This window comes from Buttiauxella sp. (genome assembly GCF_035271705.1).
Lineage (GTDB): Bacteria > Pseudomonadota > Gammaproteobacteria > Enterobacterales > Enterobacteriaceae > Buttiauxella.
This window is the reverse complement of sequence record NZ_DATERI010000141.1, coordinates 1-14,622: the sequence shown is the minus strand read 5'-3', so window position 1 is coordinate 14,622 and position 14,622 is coordinate 1. Positions and strand designations below refer to the sequence as shown.

Genomic DNA, 14,622 nt, shown 5'->3' with positions numbered 1-14,622 from the left:
CGGGGGGGCGCTGCCGTTCGCCCCCTTTACCCGGGAAAACCCGATTGCGGTGGATGAAAACACCCCCGACTACACCGTCGTGCTGTCGCTGGACTACGCGCAGTTTCTGCCCAACATGCGCCTGTCCTGTACCTCGGACGGTCAGGACCTGGACGCCCCGGCGAATTTTGACGGCAACATCACCCTCAGCTTCAGCACGGTGAATGATAAGGCGCTGGACTGGACCGGGGAGGCGCAGACCACCAACAACGGCATCAAAATGAAGATGTACATCAAGGCGGTGTCGCTGAGCGAAGAGACCCCGCCGGACAGCTATCCGTCTGCCCGTATGGTGCTGGGGAAACGCCTCGGGGTGGAATACCCGATTATTAACGGGAAAGAGGACTCGACGCTGGTGCAGTTTGGTGCCCAGTACAACGCCGGCAAAACCCTGTACCGGTTTGATAACAAATACAATTTTGCCATCGAATCGATGCGCGTGGAGCTGATTAAACTGGGCTGGGTGGATTATCGCTCAGAAGCGGTCATTCCGCCGGGGGCGCACCTCACGTTCTCCATTGACGGCCTGGGCGGCGCCTCAAGCGTCGATGTGCCGCTCGGGTCGGGCGTCTATATGGCAGCGCCGTCCTGCTCGCTGAATAACAAACATCAGACCGTGGACTTGGGGGAATTTCGCAAAAGCAGCAGCGGTACCTTCCCGCGGGAAGGGAAGCTGACCCGTTTTGGCATGGATTTTACCTGCAGCAGCTACACCAACAATGTCGAGTTTACCTTTGATGAGCCCTACACCATTGTGCCCGGACGAGAGACCATTTCGGCAGTGAGCGATCAAAATGGTCAAAAGCTAAAAGGCCTCGAAGTGGGACTCTATAACAGTGAAGGAAAAGTGGTGCGAATGGGCGTGAAGCAGAATATCGGAGTGGGGCAGAAAGGGAAGAATACGGCGTTTTTCCAGGCGGCGGCCATACAGACAGCCCCCGAGATAACTGACGCAAATGACAATACCTTTTCCGGGGATTTTACGGCAAAAGTGAATGTGACGATCACGTATTACTAGGGCAAAGGTTAGCGTTCATCACTTTCTACAATGATCGAATCCGAGAGAACCCTGTGCTGTTTTGAGAGAAAGAGCAGGGCCCTCCAGTGTAGTATCATAAAAAAGTTATGTCACTAATCGGGATTCTCATAATTAAGTTATGTTATTATTAAATTTAATTAATTGATTTTAAATGTTTTTACTGGCGATGACTCAAGTGGCATTGAGCATACTTTTTGCTGTAAGGGTTTCGCAACGATTGAGTGCGGGCTACGTATGCATACATGAGTATGCAGAAGTGGAGCTCATGTAATACACGCCCTCAATCCATGATTCTGAGATTATGTGCTGAGGTGGCATCTGCTTGTATGCCATTCATGCATCTCGCTAAACTCTATTGTGCTCGGTTCATATCGTTACCATTTCTCCCTTCAGGCAGGCGAATTTACAAAATCACTGTTTGTTTCTGTCTCTTTTCTGATTGTGGAACATGACTCCGAGGAGAGGTTAATTTCTACCCCAAGAACAGTAAACACTCTAAACAGACGTGTAATACTGACACTGGCAGGGTTGGTCTCCAGGCGAGCATATGTCTGCTGTGTCACGCCTAGTTGTTCAGCAACTTCTTGTTGTGTCAGTCCTTGCGATTTGCGAAAACCTATGAGCAGGGGCGTAAGTGATTGAGTGTTCTTATCGGATAAACATCTTTCATTATGCCTCTGACCGCTATAGTTGAAATTGATACAACCTCTGAGCTGTTATTTTATATTACACCCTATAAGCTGTTAAAGTGGATTTACAGCTTAAAGGTGACCTGGTCCCTATAATAGTGACATAACAAGATTCGGGGAATCTTCATTAGAGGGAGTATCAATTTCTAAGATTAGTAAATTATTACAGTTAATTATTTTACCAGGCGTGACTCACTGTTTTCATCAATGGTTAACTTCTTACTTTTAAGATAACTTGTATTATATAGCATCTTGTGAGAAATGGCTTATATTGAAGCTGATGAGTGGTTTTATTTAGTTTGGATAGCAGGAAGTGCATCTCGTTTTCTCTGTTCCAGTGCTTCAACAATCTGATTAAACTTAACCTCGTTGAGCTTATAGAACAACCCCATGATAATTGCCGCAATGACGACTAACGCGCAGGGCCAGAGAAAAATTAACTGCCGCAACCCCTGAATAGTCATGTCGCTTTGCGTTATTTGTGGGATATAGCCAATATGGGTTAGCATTAGACCCGGCAAAAATCCGGCAAGTGCTGCAGAAATCTTACGCGAGAAGGTAAAACCTGTATAAACCGATCCCTCCGTACGAACACCCGTTTTCCACTCGCCATACTCTACGGTGTCAGGTACCAAAGCCCAGTTCAGACTGTTTACAAACGCCGTACCGAAAAATGCTATGCAAGAGAATCCTATGAATAACAGGGAGCTGTTTCCAAATGCAAAGTTCAACATGTCACCAATTGCCCACAGCAACAGGCCACCGAGATAGACTCGCTTCTTACCAAACTGCTTAACAGCGCCAGGTACCAGCAGAACACCTACCAGAATGCAACCCATACTGAAGAAACCCATCCATGACAGCAATTGAAGATCCTCTAGGACATACTGGGCGTAGTAAACCTGGATCACCAGTTTAATATTGAAAGCAGCCAGCGTACAAAGATTAGCGATGCACAAAATCAGCAGCGGTGGATTTTGAAACACCGTAAAAAACGATGCCACTATCCCAGGTTTATGATGAGTGGGGATAGCTTCGGTATATCGTTCTTTTACGCCGCTATAGCACCACCACATACACAACAGACCACCGATGGAAAACACTAGTGCTGCGATAGTATAACCCAACGAAGTACTAACAGTGAATAATGCCTGGATAGGCATAAATCCAACGGTGCATAACAATAAACCTACCGTTGCCCCTCCCTGACGCCATGCCGCCAGATGCGCACGTTCTTCAGGGTTTTTAGTTATAGCCGGTACCATCGCTCCGTAAGAACAATTCATCAGGCTGTAAAAAAGTCCAAACAGCATAAAAAAGATTGTTGCGAGGGTAGTTTTAACCGATAAATTAAAATCAGTAGCGACAAATTGTACTGTTGCTATTAATGCGACCGGGACAGAGGCGTACAAGATAAAGGGTCTGAATTTTCCACGTGCTCCTATTTTACGTCGCGAGTCGAGTAGCATACCGGTAAACATATCGGTAAAGGCAGTAAAAAATTTGGCTATAAGAAAAATGAGCCCACCGTAAATTGCGGGGATCCCTAACTCATCGGTATAAAATTTAAGAAGGTATAGCGTCCCGATACCAAGCATGAGATTTGAGCCCAGATCTCCGATTCCATAGGAAAACTTTTCACGCAAGCTGAGCCTAAGTGTCAGCGGACTAGGATTTCGATTCATATTCGTCCCTCATAGCGCTCCGAAGAGCGCTATTTTTAGTTGGCATAGCTCATTCCATAAGTGATGTCTTTAAAGACACGGTTACTACTGAATATGATCCTTCTCACCTTCTTTTTTTTGCGACTTAGCCTGTTCTTCTGCACGTATTGCGGCGACCTTTTTCCCAAACACCAGATGCAGAAGCCCTAATACTGCAAACACTGGCAGTAGAGCGCTGAGAGTTGAGATCCCGAGTGCGCCCTTAATAAGCATCGCACCCGAGGTAATCAGCAGCAAAAACACTACAACGCGGAAAGTATTCACAGGAATACGTTTGTGCACGTATTGTCCAACCAGCGACCCTAGAATCATGGTCGGTATGCAGAATGCTACTAGCTTAACGGTGGAGATGGTCAGGATTCCGCTACTGGTAAGCCCACCAATGATGGCAATGTTATTTGCGGTAAAAAAAGCATTCAATGTCCCGCGGAAAGCGGCAGGAGCAAGATTACGAAGCATGCCGTAAATTACGACCGGTGGCCCATTTGTGGAAAACGCCGATCCCAGTGCACCAGCGATCACCCCTGTTGGCATTGCAATCCAGTTTTTGTCATACACTGGCAAGCGAGGAATGAACAGGCTGTAAAATGAGTAAAGAATCAGGAAACTGCCTAGCCCTATTTTCATAATGTGATCGGGTAGGTATGAAAGGGCATAAATTCCTATGGGGATGCCAGCTAATGAAAAGATAATTAGCACCAGTGCCGATTTCCAGTTGGTCTCCTTGCGTGAAAGCCATGTTGCATAAAGAGCAGTCGCCGTACCCACAATCACTGACATCGGTGCAGCCATTTTTAAAGGTATCAGCAATGTAATAAGTGGCATTGTGGTCAGTGCGCCGCCAAATCCTGCACAGATGCCAACGAAGGTATAAAGGAACATAATGGCGATAACCATTGCCACTGTGGTGTAGTCCAGCACAACGCCATCAGGCGTAAATAGAGTGAAGAAATCCATAACTAATCCTTGTATGTTCAGGAGTTAATCTGGCGAAGCGAGGCAAATAATACGCACCATTCGCTCTGTTTACGGTAAAACACCGGCGGTTTCCCAATGGGTGTCGAAACGGTAATCTCGCCGCCGGCGAACCTTTCGCCAGTCCAGATACTGATCCAGTCATCTTCAGGCAGATAGACAGTCCAGCTGCTGCGCCCTTCTTCATAAACCGGAGCGACCAACAGGTCGCGGCCAAATAGATACTGATATTTCAATGTGTATGTGTGTGGATCATCCTCATAGTGAATAAATAACGGGCGCATCACCGGCAGACCGCGGAGTGCATTCTGTGAGACGGCATCTTTGATGTAAGGTTTTAAGGTGGTGAAGATAGAGGTCATGCGTGCGAAGTGGGCAATCGTTTCGCTATCACCATCAAACTGCCAGTTATCGGCAGGACGATTTCCTTCATGAGTACGCATCATCGGAGTGAAAGCACTGAATTCACACCAGCGCAGTAGCAGCTCTTTACTGCGCTTCATTCCATAAAGTGTGGTATAGCCGCCTATGTCACTGTGATGCAACCCATGCCCGCTCATTGCGAGTGATAGCGCTGCAGGAATTACGGACGCGAGGCCATCGTCCAGACTCCAGTCCACATTCTGATCCCCAGCCCACATCATGGTGGAATACTTCTGACTACCGGTGTAACCTGCGCGCATAAAGAACAGCACTTCGCCAAGTTTGTCGGTTTCCTGTAAGGCCTCGTAGTTACATTTTGCCCATAGTACTGGCCATGCGTTATGCATTATCTCGGCGCTTACGCCGTTGTACAAAAAGGTGTCGGTGGGAAGATATTCACCGAAATCAGCCATCCAGCCCGCGCAACCCAGTTCAATCAGGTTTTTTTTGATAACCCCTTTATACCAGTCATAGGCTTCTGGGTTCGTCAGGTCGATGACACCTGCGTAGAACTCACCGAATTCGACGTGATAGTCCAGATTATTGGCATCTTTGGTAAGAAATCCGCGTTCTGCTGCCTCTTTGCAGAGATTTTTGTCACTGGCGACATAGGGATTAATATAGGAAAGGAACTTAATCCCCTGCTGATCCCATTGCTGAATACGCTTATCTAACTGTGGATAACGCTCATGATCCCATGACCAGTTCCACATGACGCGTTTGCCGAAGGAGGTCATTCTGCATCCTGACCAGTCCTGCGCCCAGATGCCATTAACTTTGACACCACTGCTGCGCATTAAATCGAGCTTTTGCTGGCAAACGTCTGTGCCGCCCTGAATACCAAGCGTGACGCCGTCGTAGACCCAGTCTGGAAGTTCTTGCTGTCGGCCCAGTAAAGCGGTGAGTTTTTCAAGTAGCTCAATATAGGTGTCGGCGCATTCAAATCGCAGCGTTGCGTTGTCTTCCCAGAACGCCAGTTCATGGTATTCGGGCGCACTGAAATCAAAATTCATATAGCACGTGTTGTCGATATGACAGTAATACTTCTGTGTACTGACAAAGGTTGGCTGTGGGTAAAAAGTCCAGTAATAATCGCCCCCAGCATTCTCATGACAGTCAGCAAGCCACGTGATGTGGTGCTTTTTGTTTCGTCCAATACCCTGTTCGCTGGTCCACAGTGGGAATGGTTTGCCACGTAAATCAAAGTAGGAGAACTGTTCACCGCCCCCATAAATGTGATCATCCGGCTGGGCCGCTAATCGGAGCCAGATACGGTTGTAGGATGGAGAGTCATTTTTGACCCTTAGTTCCAGACGGCCCTGTTGATCGGTACTGATAAAGAGGGTGGCATTTATGTCATCGGCTCGGGTGAAACGAATTACCCATCCGTTGTTTTTTGCTGTAAGGGTGATATTTTTCAGCGTAATTTTCTCGCGCAGCAGATCCTTAATACTAAAGTTGCCACGAAACATCTCAATATCAGCCGTGCCAGCGCCAATCCACAAGCAGGGAACCTTATCACTGTGGCGCAGAATCACGCGTTGTTTATAAGTGAGGGTAAACCCGTCAGTCGTGAGATCGAGTGATACAGTATTAGACCCAGCATGCTGTGCATTCATCAAACCCTCCTTTGTCATGTCATCCGTATGTTGCTAATTTTGTGAGATGTCTTCACCACCTATGGCAAACCACAGCTGATGGGTATCGCCAGGCTTAAGCCGAACCAGATCGATACCAGAATTGAAGGCATCCGGTGGACAACTCATTGGCTCTACCGCCAGGCCTGTACGCCCTAATTTTTCACCGCTGTAGACCTGTATCCACGGCTGTGAGCCACGTAGCCAAACGGCCAGTCTCTGACGCGGGCTGACCAGGCGTACTTCCCACTGTTCGGTAAGTGCAGTAATGTGAAAGCTATGATCAATACTGGTAGCATTAATGAGTGCTGGTGTTGAGAAATCCAGCGCCGCATCCTCGGTGCTGGAGTAGTGTCGTGTGGTGTGGTCGAACAGCCGTGACCGCGGCATGTGGAGTTCACAACTGTCTATTTTTTCTAAATCGCAGGTTAAATAAGGATGTGCACCTGCACCGTATGGTGCGTCTGTATTGCCGATATTGGTGGCGCAGATGCGGGCCTGAAGGCCCGCAATACTGTCTAAAGTCCAGGTAACCTCAGCATGTAGCATAAAAGGGTAACCGTAGTTAGGCGGCAGAAATGCCTCAAGAATGACGGTCTGGTCTGTCTTCCTTGCGATCTGCCAGTTGTGCCATGCCAACAGGCCGTGAATAGCCGCGCCAGACGCACGATCGTTTATAGCCGGCTGCAATGTTTCGTTGGCAAAAACATAACTTGCGTTGGCGATACGATTCGGCCATGGAAGAAGCACTTTCCCCAGATGTGCAGGAGGCATATCTTCTGGTCTGTGTGGGAGCGTAAGATTACGTCCGCAGCGGGTCAGCTGAGCTAATCCTGCACCAGTAGTGACTATTTTCGCGTGATAGTCTCCAGCCCGGAGCTCTACAGTCTTTCCACTTTTATGCATTTGCGTGATCCCGTGGGTGGTTCAACAGGTATTATTGAGCATTGATATCCAGCAAACCGGCGGCAACAGCAGGAGCAAGCCCAGGAGCCAGTGGCAGACGCGGTATTACCAGACAATGCAACAGATGATAAATATCCTGCTTGCCGTCCCAAACTTTGGTCGTTACTTCGTTATTGGGATCAAGCTCCTGCCACCAGGATCCATTTTCATAATCCATAAGGTATTTGATGCAGTATTCCCACCATTGCTGATACCAGGCTTCGTATTGTTCATCACCCGTTACGGTATACAACGCATAGGCGGTCCCCATTGCTTCTACAATTGGCCAGCGGACACGTTCACGAACAATAGGTTTGCCATCCCAGTCTACGGTGTAGACAAAACCGTCGGCACCGTCGGGTGCCCAGGCATCACGAATGGTTGCGTTAAAGAGACCTTTCGCATCCTCCAGAAGCCATGCAGGCGGCGTTTCGTCACGCGCTTCCAGTGCAGCACGAAGATGAAGCATCAGCCGTCCCCATTCGATCCAGTGCCCAGGCGTCCCGCCATAAGCGCGGAACCGATGTGCGGGATTATCTTTGTTGTAATCCCGGATTGGGTTCCAGTTAGTATCAAAATGTTCGTTAACCCTGTATTCGCTCTTACGGGCAACATCGTGGATTATCACCTCTGTGATCCGTAAAGCACGATCAAGCCATTTATGGTCTTGCGTTACGTCATAGACGATCAGGAACGCTTCAACAGCATGCATATTGGCGTTGCCGCCACGATAATCTTCGGTTTTACTAAAGGTTTCATCCCAGGACTCGAGGCACATTTTCTCTTGCTCGCTCCAGAAATATGTCTCAATGATCTCGATAACATCATTAAGAAGTTGACGCGCCTTTGGATGACCAGTAGTGACGGCGCTGGCTGCACCAAGTAAAGCGAAGAAATGCTGATAACCCTGTTTAGAGGCATCGACTACACCATCGTTATTCACACAGGCGTACCAGCCTCCATATTGCTTGTCGCGTAGTGCGCCATTGAGGGCATTTATGCCATGATCGACCAGGGAATAAGCACCCGGACGTCCCATAGACGCCGCCACAGAATATACGTGTAACATTCGAGCAGTGATCCAAAGATGGGTTCCCATATCTTCTTTCACTTGCCCGGTATTACCGAGCCAGCCAAAACCAGTCGGTACTGCAGCTTTTTTGCCAAAATCCAAAATGCGGTCAGTTTCTTGTTCCAGCCAACGGTTATGGCTCAGGGTATTAAACCATTTCATCTTTGCTCTCCTTGTATTAACGGCGGGCCATCATTTCATCGACGATCTCGCCCAGACGATGTAATTTAGGAACGGAAATATCGCGTAGCATGAGTTCAGTATCTGGCAACCCAACTACAGAAGACCAAACGGCTCGCCCGGCAAGAAAGCCAGATGCTCCAGCCTGCATCGCAACACGCACCGCACGAGGGAATAATTTTTCATCCACGCCGGAAGAGAGGATTACCCATGGCATCGCGATATGGTCGTTAAGTGCCTGTGCGGCCTTCAGCAACTCCTGCTGTGATCCTTTACCGTTCAGCGGCATTTCAACCTTATAGAGGTCGGCTCCGCTATTCCCTAGCTCTTTCGCCGCTTCGATAATGGCCTGCTCCCTGTCAAACGTATTACAGCGTCGTGGTGGTCGCACGACGGGTTCAATGATGCTGAGCAAGCCATTTGTATGGCACAGTTGGTTAAAGTCTCGAACCATGTCCAGACGTTGCTGAGGGTCTTCATCGCTGCGCCAGAGAACCAATAACTTCAGAGCTTTTCCCCCATCGCGTTTGACCATATGTGGATCGATACTGTTATCAATCATCACACTATCAACCGGGAGGCCGTTACCAGGGATGAACTTATCTGCCGCAACAATCATCGCGCAGTTTTTAGCTAAGGCGTTTTGCTCGACTATCTGGCGATAGCAAAATTGTTGGTCAACCAGGATAGCGGAGGCGTAAGGGGACAGAATTTTAGCAGCGTTGACTTTGAAATCGGTCAGTTGCTGGTCAGTCACCGGCGCGGGCAGGCCTGAAGCAGAAAACATCAGGCGCATTGCTTCACGCTGATCGACGGCGAGCATTGCAAAACCGCCAGAGGGTCGGGTGATATCCTTAAGAGAGTATGTCGTCATTCGATATTCCTTTTGTTAATCAATGTTGATTTTCAGCCCAGCAGATGTGCGAACATGTTCGAGGATGGCCGTCCAGTCTTCACGACCGCGTCCGGCCGCGCGGGCCTGGTTATACACTTCGCGAGAGGCTGCGCCGAGTGGCATTGGGACATGTAACTGATTTGCAACGTCCAGAGCGATCCCGAGATCTTTATGCGCGAGATCGATCATGAATGCAGGGGAAAGGTCACCTTTCAGGACTTTATTTGGCCAGGTAGTTGTAAAATGGCCTTTTCCGGCAGGGGTACCGGCCATGACGTCCAGTGCGACGCTGAAAGAAAGCCCCAGTGCTTCACACAAAACGGCAGCTTCAGCGGCCAATGCATTCAGGGCGATACTCATATAGTTATTGACCAGCTTGACGCGGATCCCCATTCCGGGTCCTCCCGCTTCAATTAACTCGCTTCCCATTGCCATCAGAATGGGGTTGGCGCGTTCTATCTGCTGAGGTGTTCCGCCAGCAAGCAACAGCAGCGTGCCCTCAATGGCATGATCGGAGGTTCGGCCCACAGGCACATCCATCATGCTAAATCCCATTTTGATCATTTTTGTAATTAACTGGTCGGTTTGCAGAGGATGAATCGTCGACATATCGATGACCAGCGCTTCAGGTGATAGCTTTTCACAAACACCATTTTCCCCAAACAAAACGGAGCTAACCAGATCTCCATTCGGCAGCATGGTAATGACGAATTCAGCGCCTTCAGCGGCAACAGCAGGTGTGGAACAGGGTATTGCGCCTTTCTGTGTTAAGGCTTCTACAGCCTTAGGAGCCACATCATAAACATTCAGCTGATGGCCTTGTTTGAGCAGATTGCTCGCCATTGGGGCCCCCATCTGTCCAAGTCCAATAAATGCAATTACTGACATAACGCCTCCTGAACTGTTGTGTAAGTTTTTGTCATTTTGATCATTTTGATGCTGTCTGTTTTTGAGTGTATTTGTAATTTATGGTTATAAAATTGACGTCGGTCAATTTAAAAACAGATTGCGATATTAAGATGAGGACAACTCAAACACGCTGGAGTAATGACCATGACCCGAATCGCTTGTGTTGGTATCACTGTGCTGGATCGCATCTGGTATCTCGATGAACTCCCTAAAGAGGGGGGGAAATTTGTTGCGAAAAGCTACACCGAGGTAGGGGGGGGACCTGCAGCAACAGCGGCGGTCGCCGCCTCTAAGCTGGGGGTACAAGTTGACTTTATCGGACGGGTAGGCGATGACGATACGGGTCGTAGACTACTCACAGAACTGGAGACATGGGGTGTTAATACACGCTATTCCCGGATAATCAAACACGCTCGCTCTTCGCAGTCAGCAATACTGGTCGATAATGCTGGTGAGCGCATTATTGCCAGTTTTCCAAGCCCTGATTTACCAGATGACGCGGGCTGGCTAAACGAAATTGATTTCTCACAATATGATGTCATTCTTGCTGATGTGCGCTGGCATGAAGGTGCCAAACAGGCGTTTACTCTCGCGAGAAAGCATGGTGTTTTGACTGTGCTTGATGGTGATACCACCCCGCAAAATATTGCGGATCTGGTCGAGTTAAGCGACCACGCGGTATTTTCTGCACCAGGTTTAGAACGTCTGACCGGGATCAGTGATAGCACGGTTGCACTTAAAGAAGCACAAACGCTCACAAATGGACATGTATACGTCACATGCGGCGAAGAGGGTTGCTACTGGCTTGAAAATGATACTCTGCGACATCATCCTGCTTTTGCAGTAAGAGTGGTGGATACAACCGGAGCTGGCGACGTTTTCCATGGAGCATTTGCGGTCGCTCTGACAGATTCTGACACGCTGGAGCATGCTGTTCGCTTCGCCAGCGCGGTGGCTGCATTAAAATGTACGCGACCAGGAGGGCGAGCGGGAATACCTGATAGTGATCAAACCCGATGCTTTATGTCACTTTTTGTATAGAATAGTGAACATGATGATTTGACAGGACATCCCATGAGCCATACAGCACTAACCGGTAATCCACGACATGATCAGCTTTTGAATTTGCTCGCTCATCGCGGATATATGAACATTGATGTTCTTGCGGAGATGCTTGGCGTATCGACACAAACAGTGCGGCGTGATATCCGTAAACTTAGTGAGCAGGGATTGATAACACGCCATCATGGAGGCGCGGGCCGCGCCTCCAGCATAATCAATACCGCTTTTGAGCAGCGTGAGCTGGCATTGACAGAAGAGAAGCGTGCTATTGCTGAGGCCATTGCGGATTATATACCTGACGGCTCGACGATCTTCATCACTATAGGGACTACGGTGGAGCATGTTGCCCGCGCACTGCTTCACCATCATCATCTTCGCATCATCACCAATAGCCTGCGAGTGGCCAAGATCCTTTATAAAAACCCACGCTTTGAAGTCATGGTACCTGGCGGTACGTTGCGCCCGCATAATGGGGGAATAACAGGACCAACAGCGACAGAATTCATATCAGGTTTTCGCGCAGATTACCTGGTGAGCAGCGTCGGGGGTATCGAAAATGACGGCACGTTGACGGAGTTTGATGTTAATGAAGCCAGTGTGGTGAAAATGATGATGGCTCACTCCCGGCATATCTTGTTGGCAGCCGATCATACAAAATTTTACGCTACTGCTGCAGTTGAAATAGGAAATGTGGCGCAGACGAAAGCGCTCTTCACCGATGAAATTCCCGAACCTGAACTTATTACTCACCTGAAATCCAGCAAGGTGGACATTGTTAAGGTCAATCCAGGCGACTAATTGTTGGTAGATTCCCCTTCAGTAAGGTTATTTGTCACTAATCTTTTGCTCAAAGGAGACTACAGCTTGCAGAAATTATTCATTAGGTAAAGACAAGCGAGACGAAGCGATTGTCGGCACTACACGCCAGTGCTGACCAATACTGGCCATCCAGCTGGTTAGCCAGAATAGCGACATAACTTTATTATGATAAACGTGATTAGTGACATAACTTTAATATGACACGACATCCGGCTTCTTTATTTCTATCCCGCTCACAAAAAACGATCCTTTCGTTTGCTTGATTTTTCATCTTTGCCTATATGACTAGTCATGAAATTTAAATGACTAGTCATATAGGGAGAGACCATGAAACAATCACTGCCAGCTAACTTTTTATGGGGTAACTCGGTTTCCAGTATGCAGACCGAGGGGGCATGGAACGAGGGCGGAAAGGGGATGTCGGTGTATGACATCCGCGAAGCCGGGGAAAATGCCTCTGACTGGAAAGTCGCCACCGATTCGTATCATCGCTACCAGGAAGATTTCGACCTGATGCAGGATCTGGGCATGAACTGCTACCGCTTCCAGATCTCCTGGAGCCGTGTCTGCCCGCAGGGTGACGGCGAATTCAACGAAGAGGGCATCGCGTTTTACGATCGCTTTATCAACGATCTCATCGCGCGCGGCATTGAGCCGATGGTCTGCCTGTACCACTTCGACATGCCGCTGGCCCTGGCGCAGGAGTACAACGGGTTTAACGATCGCCGGGTGCTGGACGCGTTTGTGCGCTACGGCAAAAAGATGATCGACTGCTACGGCGACCGTGTGAAGTACTGGCTGACCTTTAACGAGCAGAACATTTTCCATATGCCGGAAGCGTTCAGAGTCTCAGGCTACATGAAGGGCGAGCAAACCCTGCGCGAACTCTACGAAATCCAGCATCATACGATGGTGGCGCACATGGCGCTGACGGAGTATCTGCACCAGGCCAAACCGGGGCAGTTGATGGGCGGCATGCTGGCGCATCAACTCATCTACCCGGCCACCTGCAAACCGCGCGATATCTTCTGCGCTCAGCAGTACGACGAATTCCTCAACCAGAATCTGCTGCGCGTCTTTGCCGGTCAGGGCTACAGCCCGGCGGTGATGGCAGTGGTTGAACAGCAAGGATTTGGGGATATCTATCGTGAGGACGATTTGGCCCTGCTGGCGCGAACCAAAAACGACTACATGGCGTTTAGCTACTACGCAAGTAAAACCCTCGACAGCGACCCGATTCCGGAAGGCACGCAGGTGAACTACTACCTGGCCCACGGCGAGAAGAACAATCCGTTCCTGAAAGCCACCGAATGGAACTGGCAAATCGATCCGCTCGGTTTTCGCACCATTATCACCCGCTATTACAACGACTGGCGTCTGCCGGTCTTTCCGATTGAAAACGGCATCGGGGTGATTGAGTCCTGGGACGGGGTGAATCCGATAGAAGATGATTACCGCATCGATTATCACCGCAAGCATTTCGAGGCGATGAAAGCGGCGATCTTTGAAGACGGCGCGCAGGTGATAGGCTACCTCGGCTGGGGGTTGATCGACATTCTCAGCTCGCAGGGCGATATGCGTAAACGCTACGGCGTGGTGTACGTCAACCGTGAAAACCACGATCTCAAGGATCTGAAACGCGTGCCGAAAAAGAGCTACGCGTGGTTAAAACAGGCTATTCATAGCAACGGAAGCGAGCTGTAAGCCTTACGCTGCCGGACCGGTTTTTGTGACTGATTGATGGGAATATCCGCTATGTCTGATACAAAAATTACACCTGCGATGCAGTCGTTTGTCGACAGATTTGTTGAGTTCTCCGCGCGCCTGGCAAACCAGGTGCACTTACGTTCCTTGCGCGACGCCTTCGCCACGGTAATGCCGATCTTTATCCTTGCCGGTCTCGCGGTGCTGGTGAATAACGTGGTGTTTCCGTGGGTGTTCGAAGGGGAAACGCTCGCCCACTTTAAGGTGTGGGGTGAGGCGATTATTAACGGCACGCTGAACATCGCGGCGTTGTTACTCGCCCCGATGATTGCCTGGTCGCTGGCGCGCAACAAAGATTTCGACAACCCGGTTTCGGCAGTGGTTATCGCCGTAAGCAGTTTTATCATTATGATGCCGATGCAGCTCCAGCTGGTGCCCGTCGGCAGCCAGGCGACGGTGAATGTCACCCAGGTGCTGACGTTCAGCAATATCGGCTCGACGGGCATATTT

At 49.3% G+C, this 14,622-nt stretch carries 11 protein-coding genes and 2 pseudogenes; 5 read left to right on the top strand and 8 right to left on the bottom strand.

Going from position 1 to position 14,622, the window contains the following annotated elements; translation table 11 throughout:
* The coding region (locus tag VJY99_RS13190; RefSeq protein WP_324119134.1) for a fimbrial protein at nucleotides 1-1,057 on the top strand (1,057 nt) is incomplete at its 5' end.
* A 410-nt stretch (nucleotides 1,058-1,467) separates the two neighbouring features.
* Here VJY99_RS13190 and VJY99_RS13185 read toward each other — a convergent pair.
* The 8 genes and pseudogenes from VJY99_RS13185 to yihU form a co-directional block, all read right to left on the bottom strand.
* Nucleotides 1,468-1,748, bottom strand: a pseudogene (locus VJY99_RS13185) (helix-turn-helix domain-containing protein).
* 309 nt (nucleotides 1,749-2,057) lie between these two features.
* Nucleotides 2,058-3,452, bottom strand: a complete 1,395-nt coding sequence (locus tag VJY99_RS13180; protein ID WP_324119132.1) for an MFS transporter — start codon at nucleotides 3,450-3,452, stop codon at nucleotides 2,058-2,060.
* A gap of 84 nt (nucleotides 3,453-3,536) precedes the next feature.
* Complete coding sequence (locus VJY99_RS13175) at nucleotides 3,537-4,448, bottom strand: sulfite exporter TauE/SafE family protein (RefSeq protein WP_129034283.1); 912 nt, start codon at nucleotides 4,446-4,448, stop codon at nucleotides 3,537-3,539.
* A gap of 17 nt (nucleotides 4,449-4,465) precedes the next feature.
* Entirely contained in the window at nucleotides 4,466-6,508 is a 2,043-nt protein-coding gene (locus tag VJY99_RS13170; protein WP_324119130.1) for an alpha-glucosidase, read from the bottom strand.
* Between the two features lie 33 nt (nucleotides 6,509-6,541).
* Complete coding sequence (locus VJY99_RS13165; RefSeq protein WP_129034285.1) at nucleotides 6,542-7,432, bottom strand: aldose-1-epimerase; 891 nt, start codon at nucleotides 7,430-7,432, stop codon at nucleotides 6,542-6,544.
* A gap of 31 nt (nucleotides 7,433-7,463) precedes the next feature.
* A complete protein-coding gene (yihS, locus tag VJY99_RS13160) occupies nucleotides 7,464-8,705 on the bottom strand; it encodes a sulfoquinovose isomerase (RefSeq protein ID WP_324119128.1) in 1,242 nt (413 codons plus the stop codon).
* 16 nt (nucleotides 8,706-8,721) lie between these two features.
* Nucleotides 8,722-9,597, bottom strand: a complete 876-nt coding sequence (yihT, locus tag VJY99_RS13155) for a sulfofructosephosphate aldolase (RefSeq protein ID WP_324119126.1) — start codon at nucleotides 9,595-9,597, stop codon at nucleotides 8,722-8,724.
* Between the two features lie 15 nt (nucleotides 9,598-9,612).
* On the bottom strand, nucleotides 9,613-10,506 hold the full coding sequence (gene yihU, locus VJY99_RS13150; RefSeq protein WP_312069674.1) for a sulfolactaldehyde 3-reductase: 894 nt from the start codon (nucleotides 10,504-10,506) through the stop codon (nucleotides 9,613-9,615).
* 165 nt (nucleotides 10,507-10,671) lie between these two features.
* Here yihU and VJY99_RS13145 point away from each other — a divergent pair, with 165 nt between their 5' ends.
* The 4 genes and pseudogenes from VJY99_RS13145 to VJY99_RS13130 all read left to right on the top strand — a co-directional run.
* Nucleotides 10,672-11,568 carry a sugar kinase gene (locus VJY99_RS13145; RefSeq protein WP_324119123.1) on the top strand — a complete coding sequence of 299 codons (897 nt, stop codon included), beginning with the start codon at nucleotides 10,672-10,674 and terminating at the stop codon, nucleotides 11,566-11,568.
* Between the two features lie 33 nt (nucleotides 11,569-11,601).
* Nucleotides 11,602-12,387, top strand: coding sequence for a DeoR/GlpR family DNA-binding transcription regulator (locus VJY99_RS13140; protein WP_129034290.1), 786 nt, complete (start codon nucleotides 11,602-11,604; stop codon nucleotides 12,385-12,387).
* A gap of 348 nt (nucleotides 12,388-12,735) precedes the next feature.
* Nucleotides 12,736-14,112, top strand: coding sequence for a glycoside hydrolase family 1 protein (locus VJY99_RS13135; protein ID WP_324119120.1), 1,377 nt, complete (start codon nucleotides 12,736-12,738; stop codon nucleotides 14,110-14,112).
* Nucleotides 14,113-14,163: 51 nt separating this feature from the next.
* Nucleotides 14,164-14,622: pseudogene (locus tag VJY99_RS13130) on the top strand (PTS sugar transporter subunit IIC); the annotation flags it as partial.

Coding starts and splice junctions, on each gene's coding strand:
- yihS (WP_324119128.1), bottom strand. CDS start 8,705: ATGAAATGGTTTAATACCCTGAGCCATAACCGTTGGCTGGAACAAGAA.
- VJY99_RS13175 (WP_129034283.1), bottom strand. CDS start 4,448: ATGGATTTCTTCACTCTATTTACGCCTGATGGCGTTGTGCTGGACTAC.
- VJY99_RS13140 (WP_129034290.1), top strand. CDS start 11,602: ATGAGCCATACAGCACTAACCGGTAATCCACGACATGATCAGCTTTTG.
- yihU (WP_312069674.1), bottom strand. CDS start 10,506: ATGTCAGTAATTGCATTTATTGGACTTGGACAGATGGGGGCCCCAATG.
- VJY99_RS13165 (WP_129034285.1), bottom strand. CDS start 7,432: ATGCATAAAAGTGGAAAGACTGTAGAGCTCCGGGCTGGAGACTATCAC.
- VJY99_RS13135 (WP_324119120.1), top strand. CDS start 12,736: ATGAAACAATCACTGCCAGCTAACTTTTTATGGGGTAACTCGGTTTCC.
- VJY99_RS13145 (WP_324119123.1), top strand. CDS start 10,672: ATGACCCGAATCGCTTGTGTTGGTATCACTGTGCTGGATCGCATCTGG.
- VJY99_RS13170 (WP_324119130.1), bottom strand. CDS start 6,508: ATGAATGCACAGCATGCTGGGTCTAATACTGTATCACTCGATCTCACG.
- yihT (WP_324119126.1), bottom strand. CDS start 9,597: ATGACGACATACTCTCTTAAGGATATCACCCGACCCTCTGGCGGTTTT.
- VJY99_RS13180 (WP_324119132.1), bottom strand. CDS start 3,452: ATGAATCGAAATCCTAGTCCGCTGACACTTAGGCTCAGCTTGCGTGAA.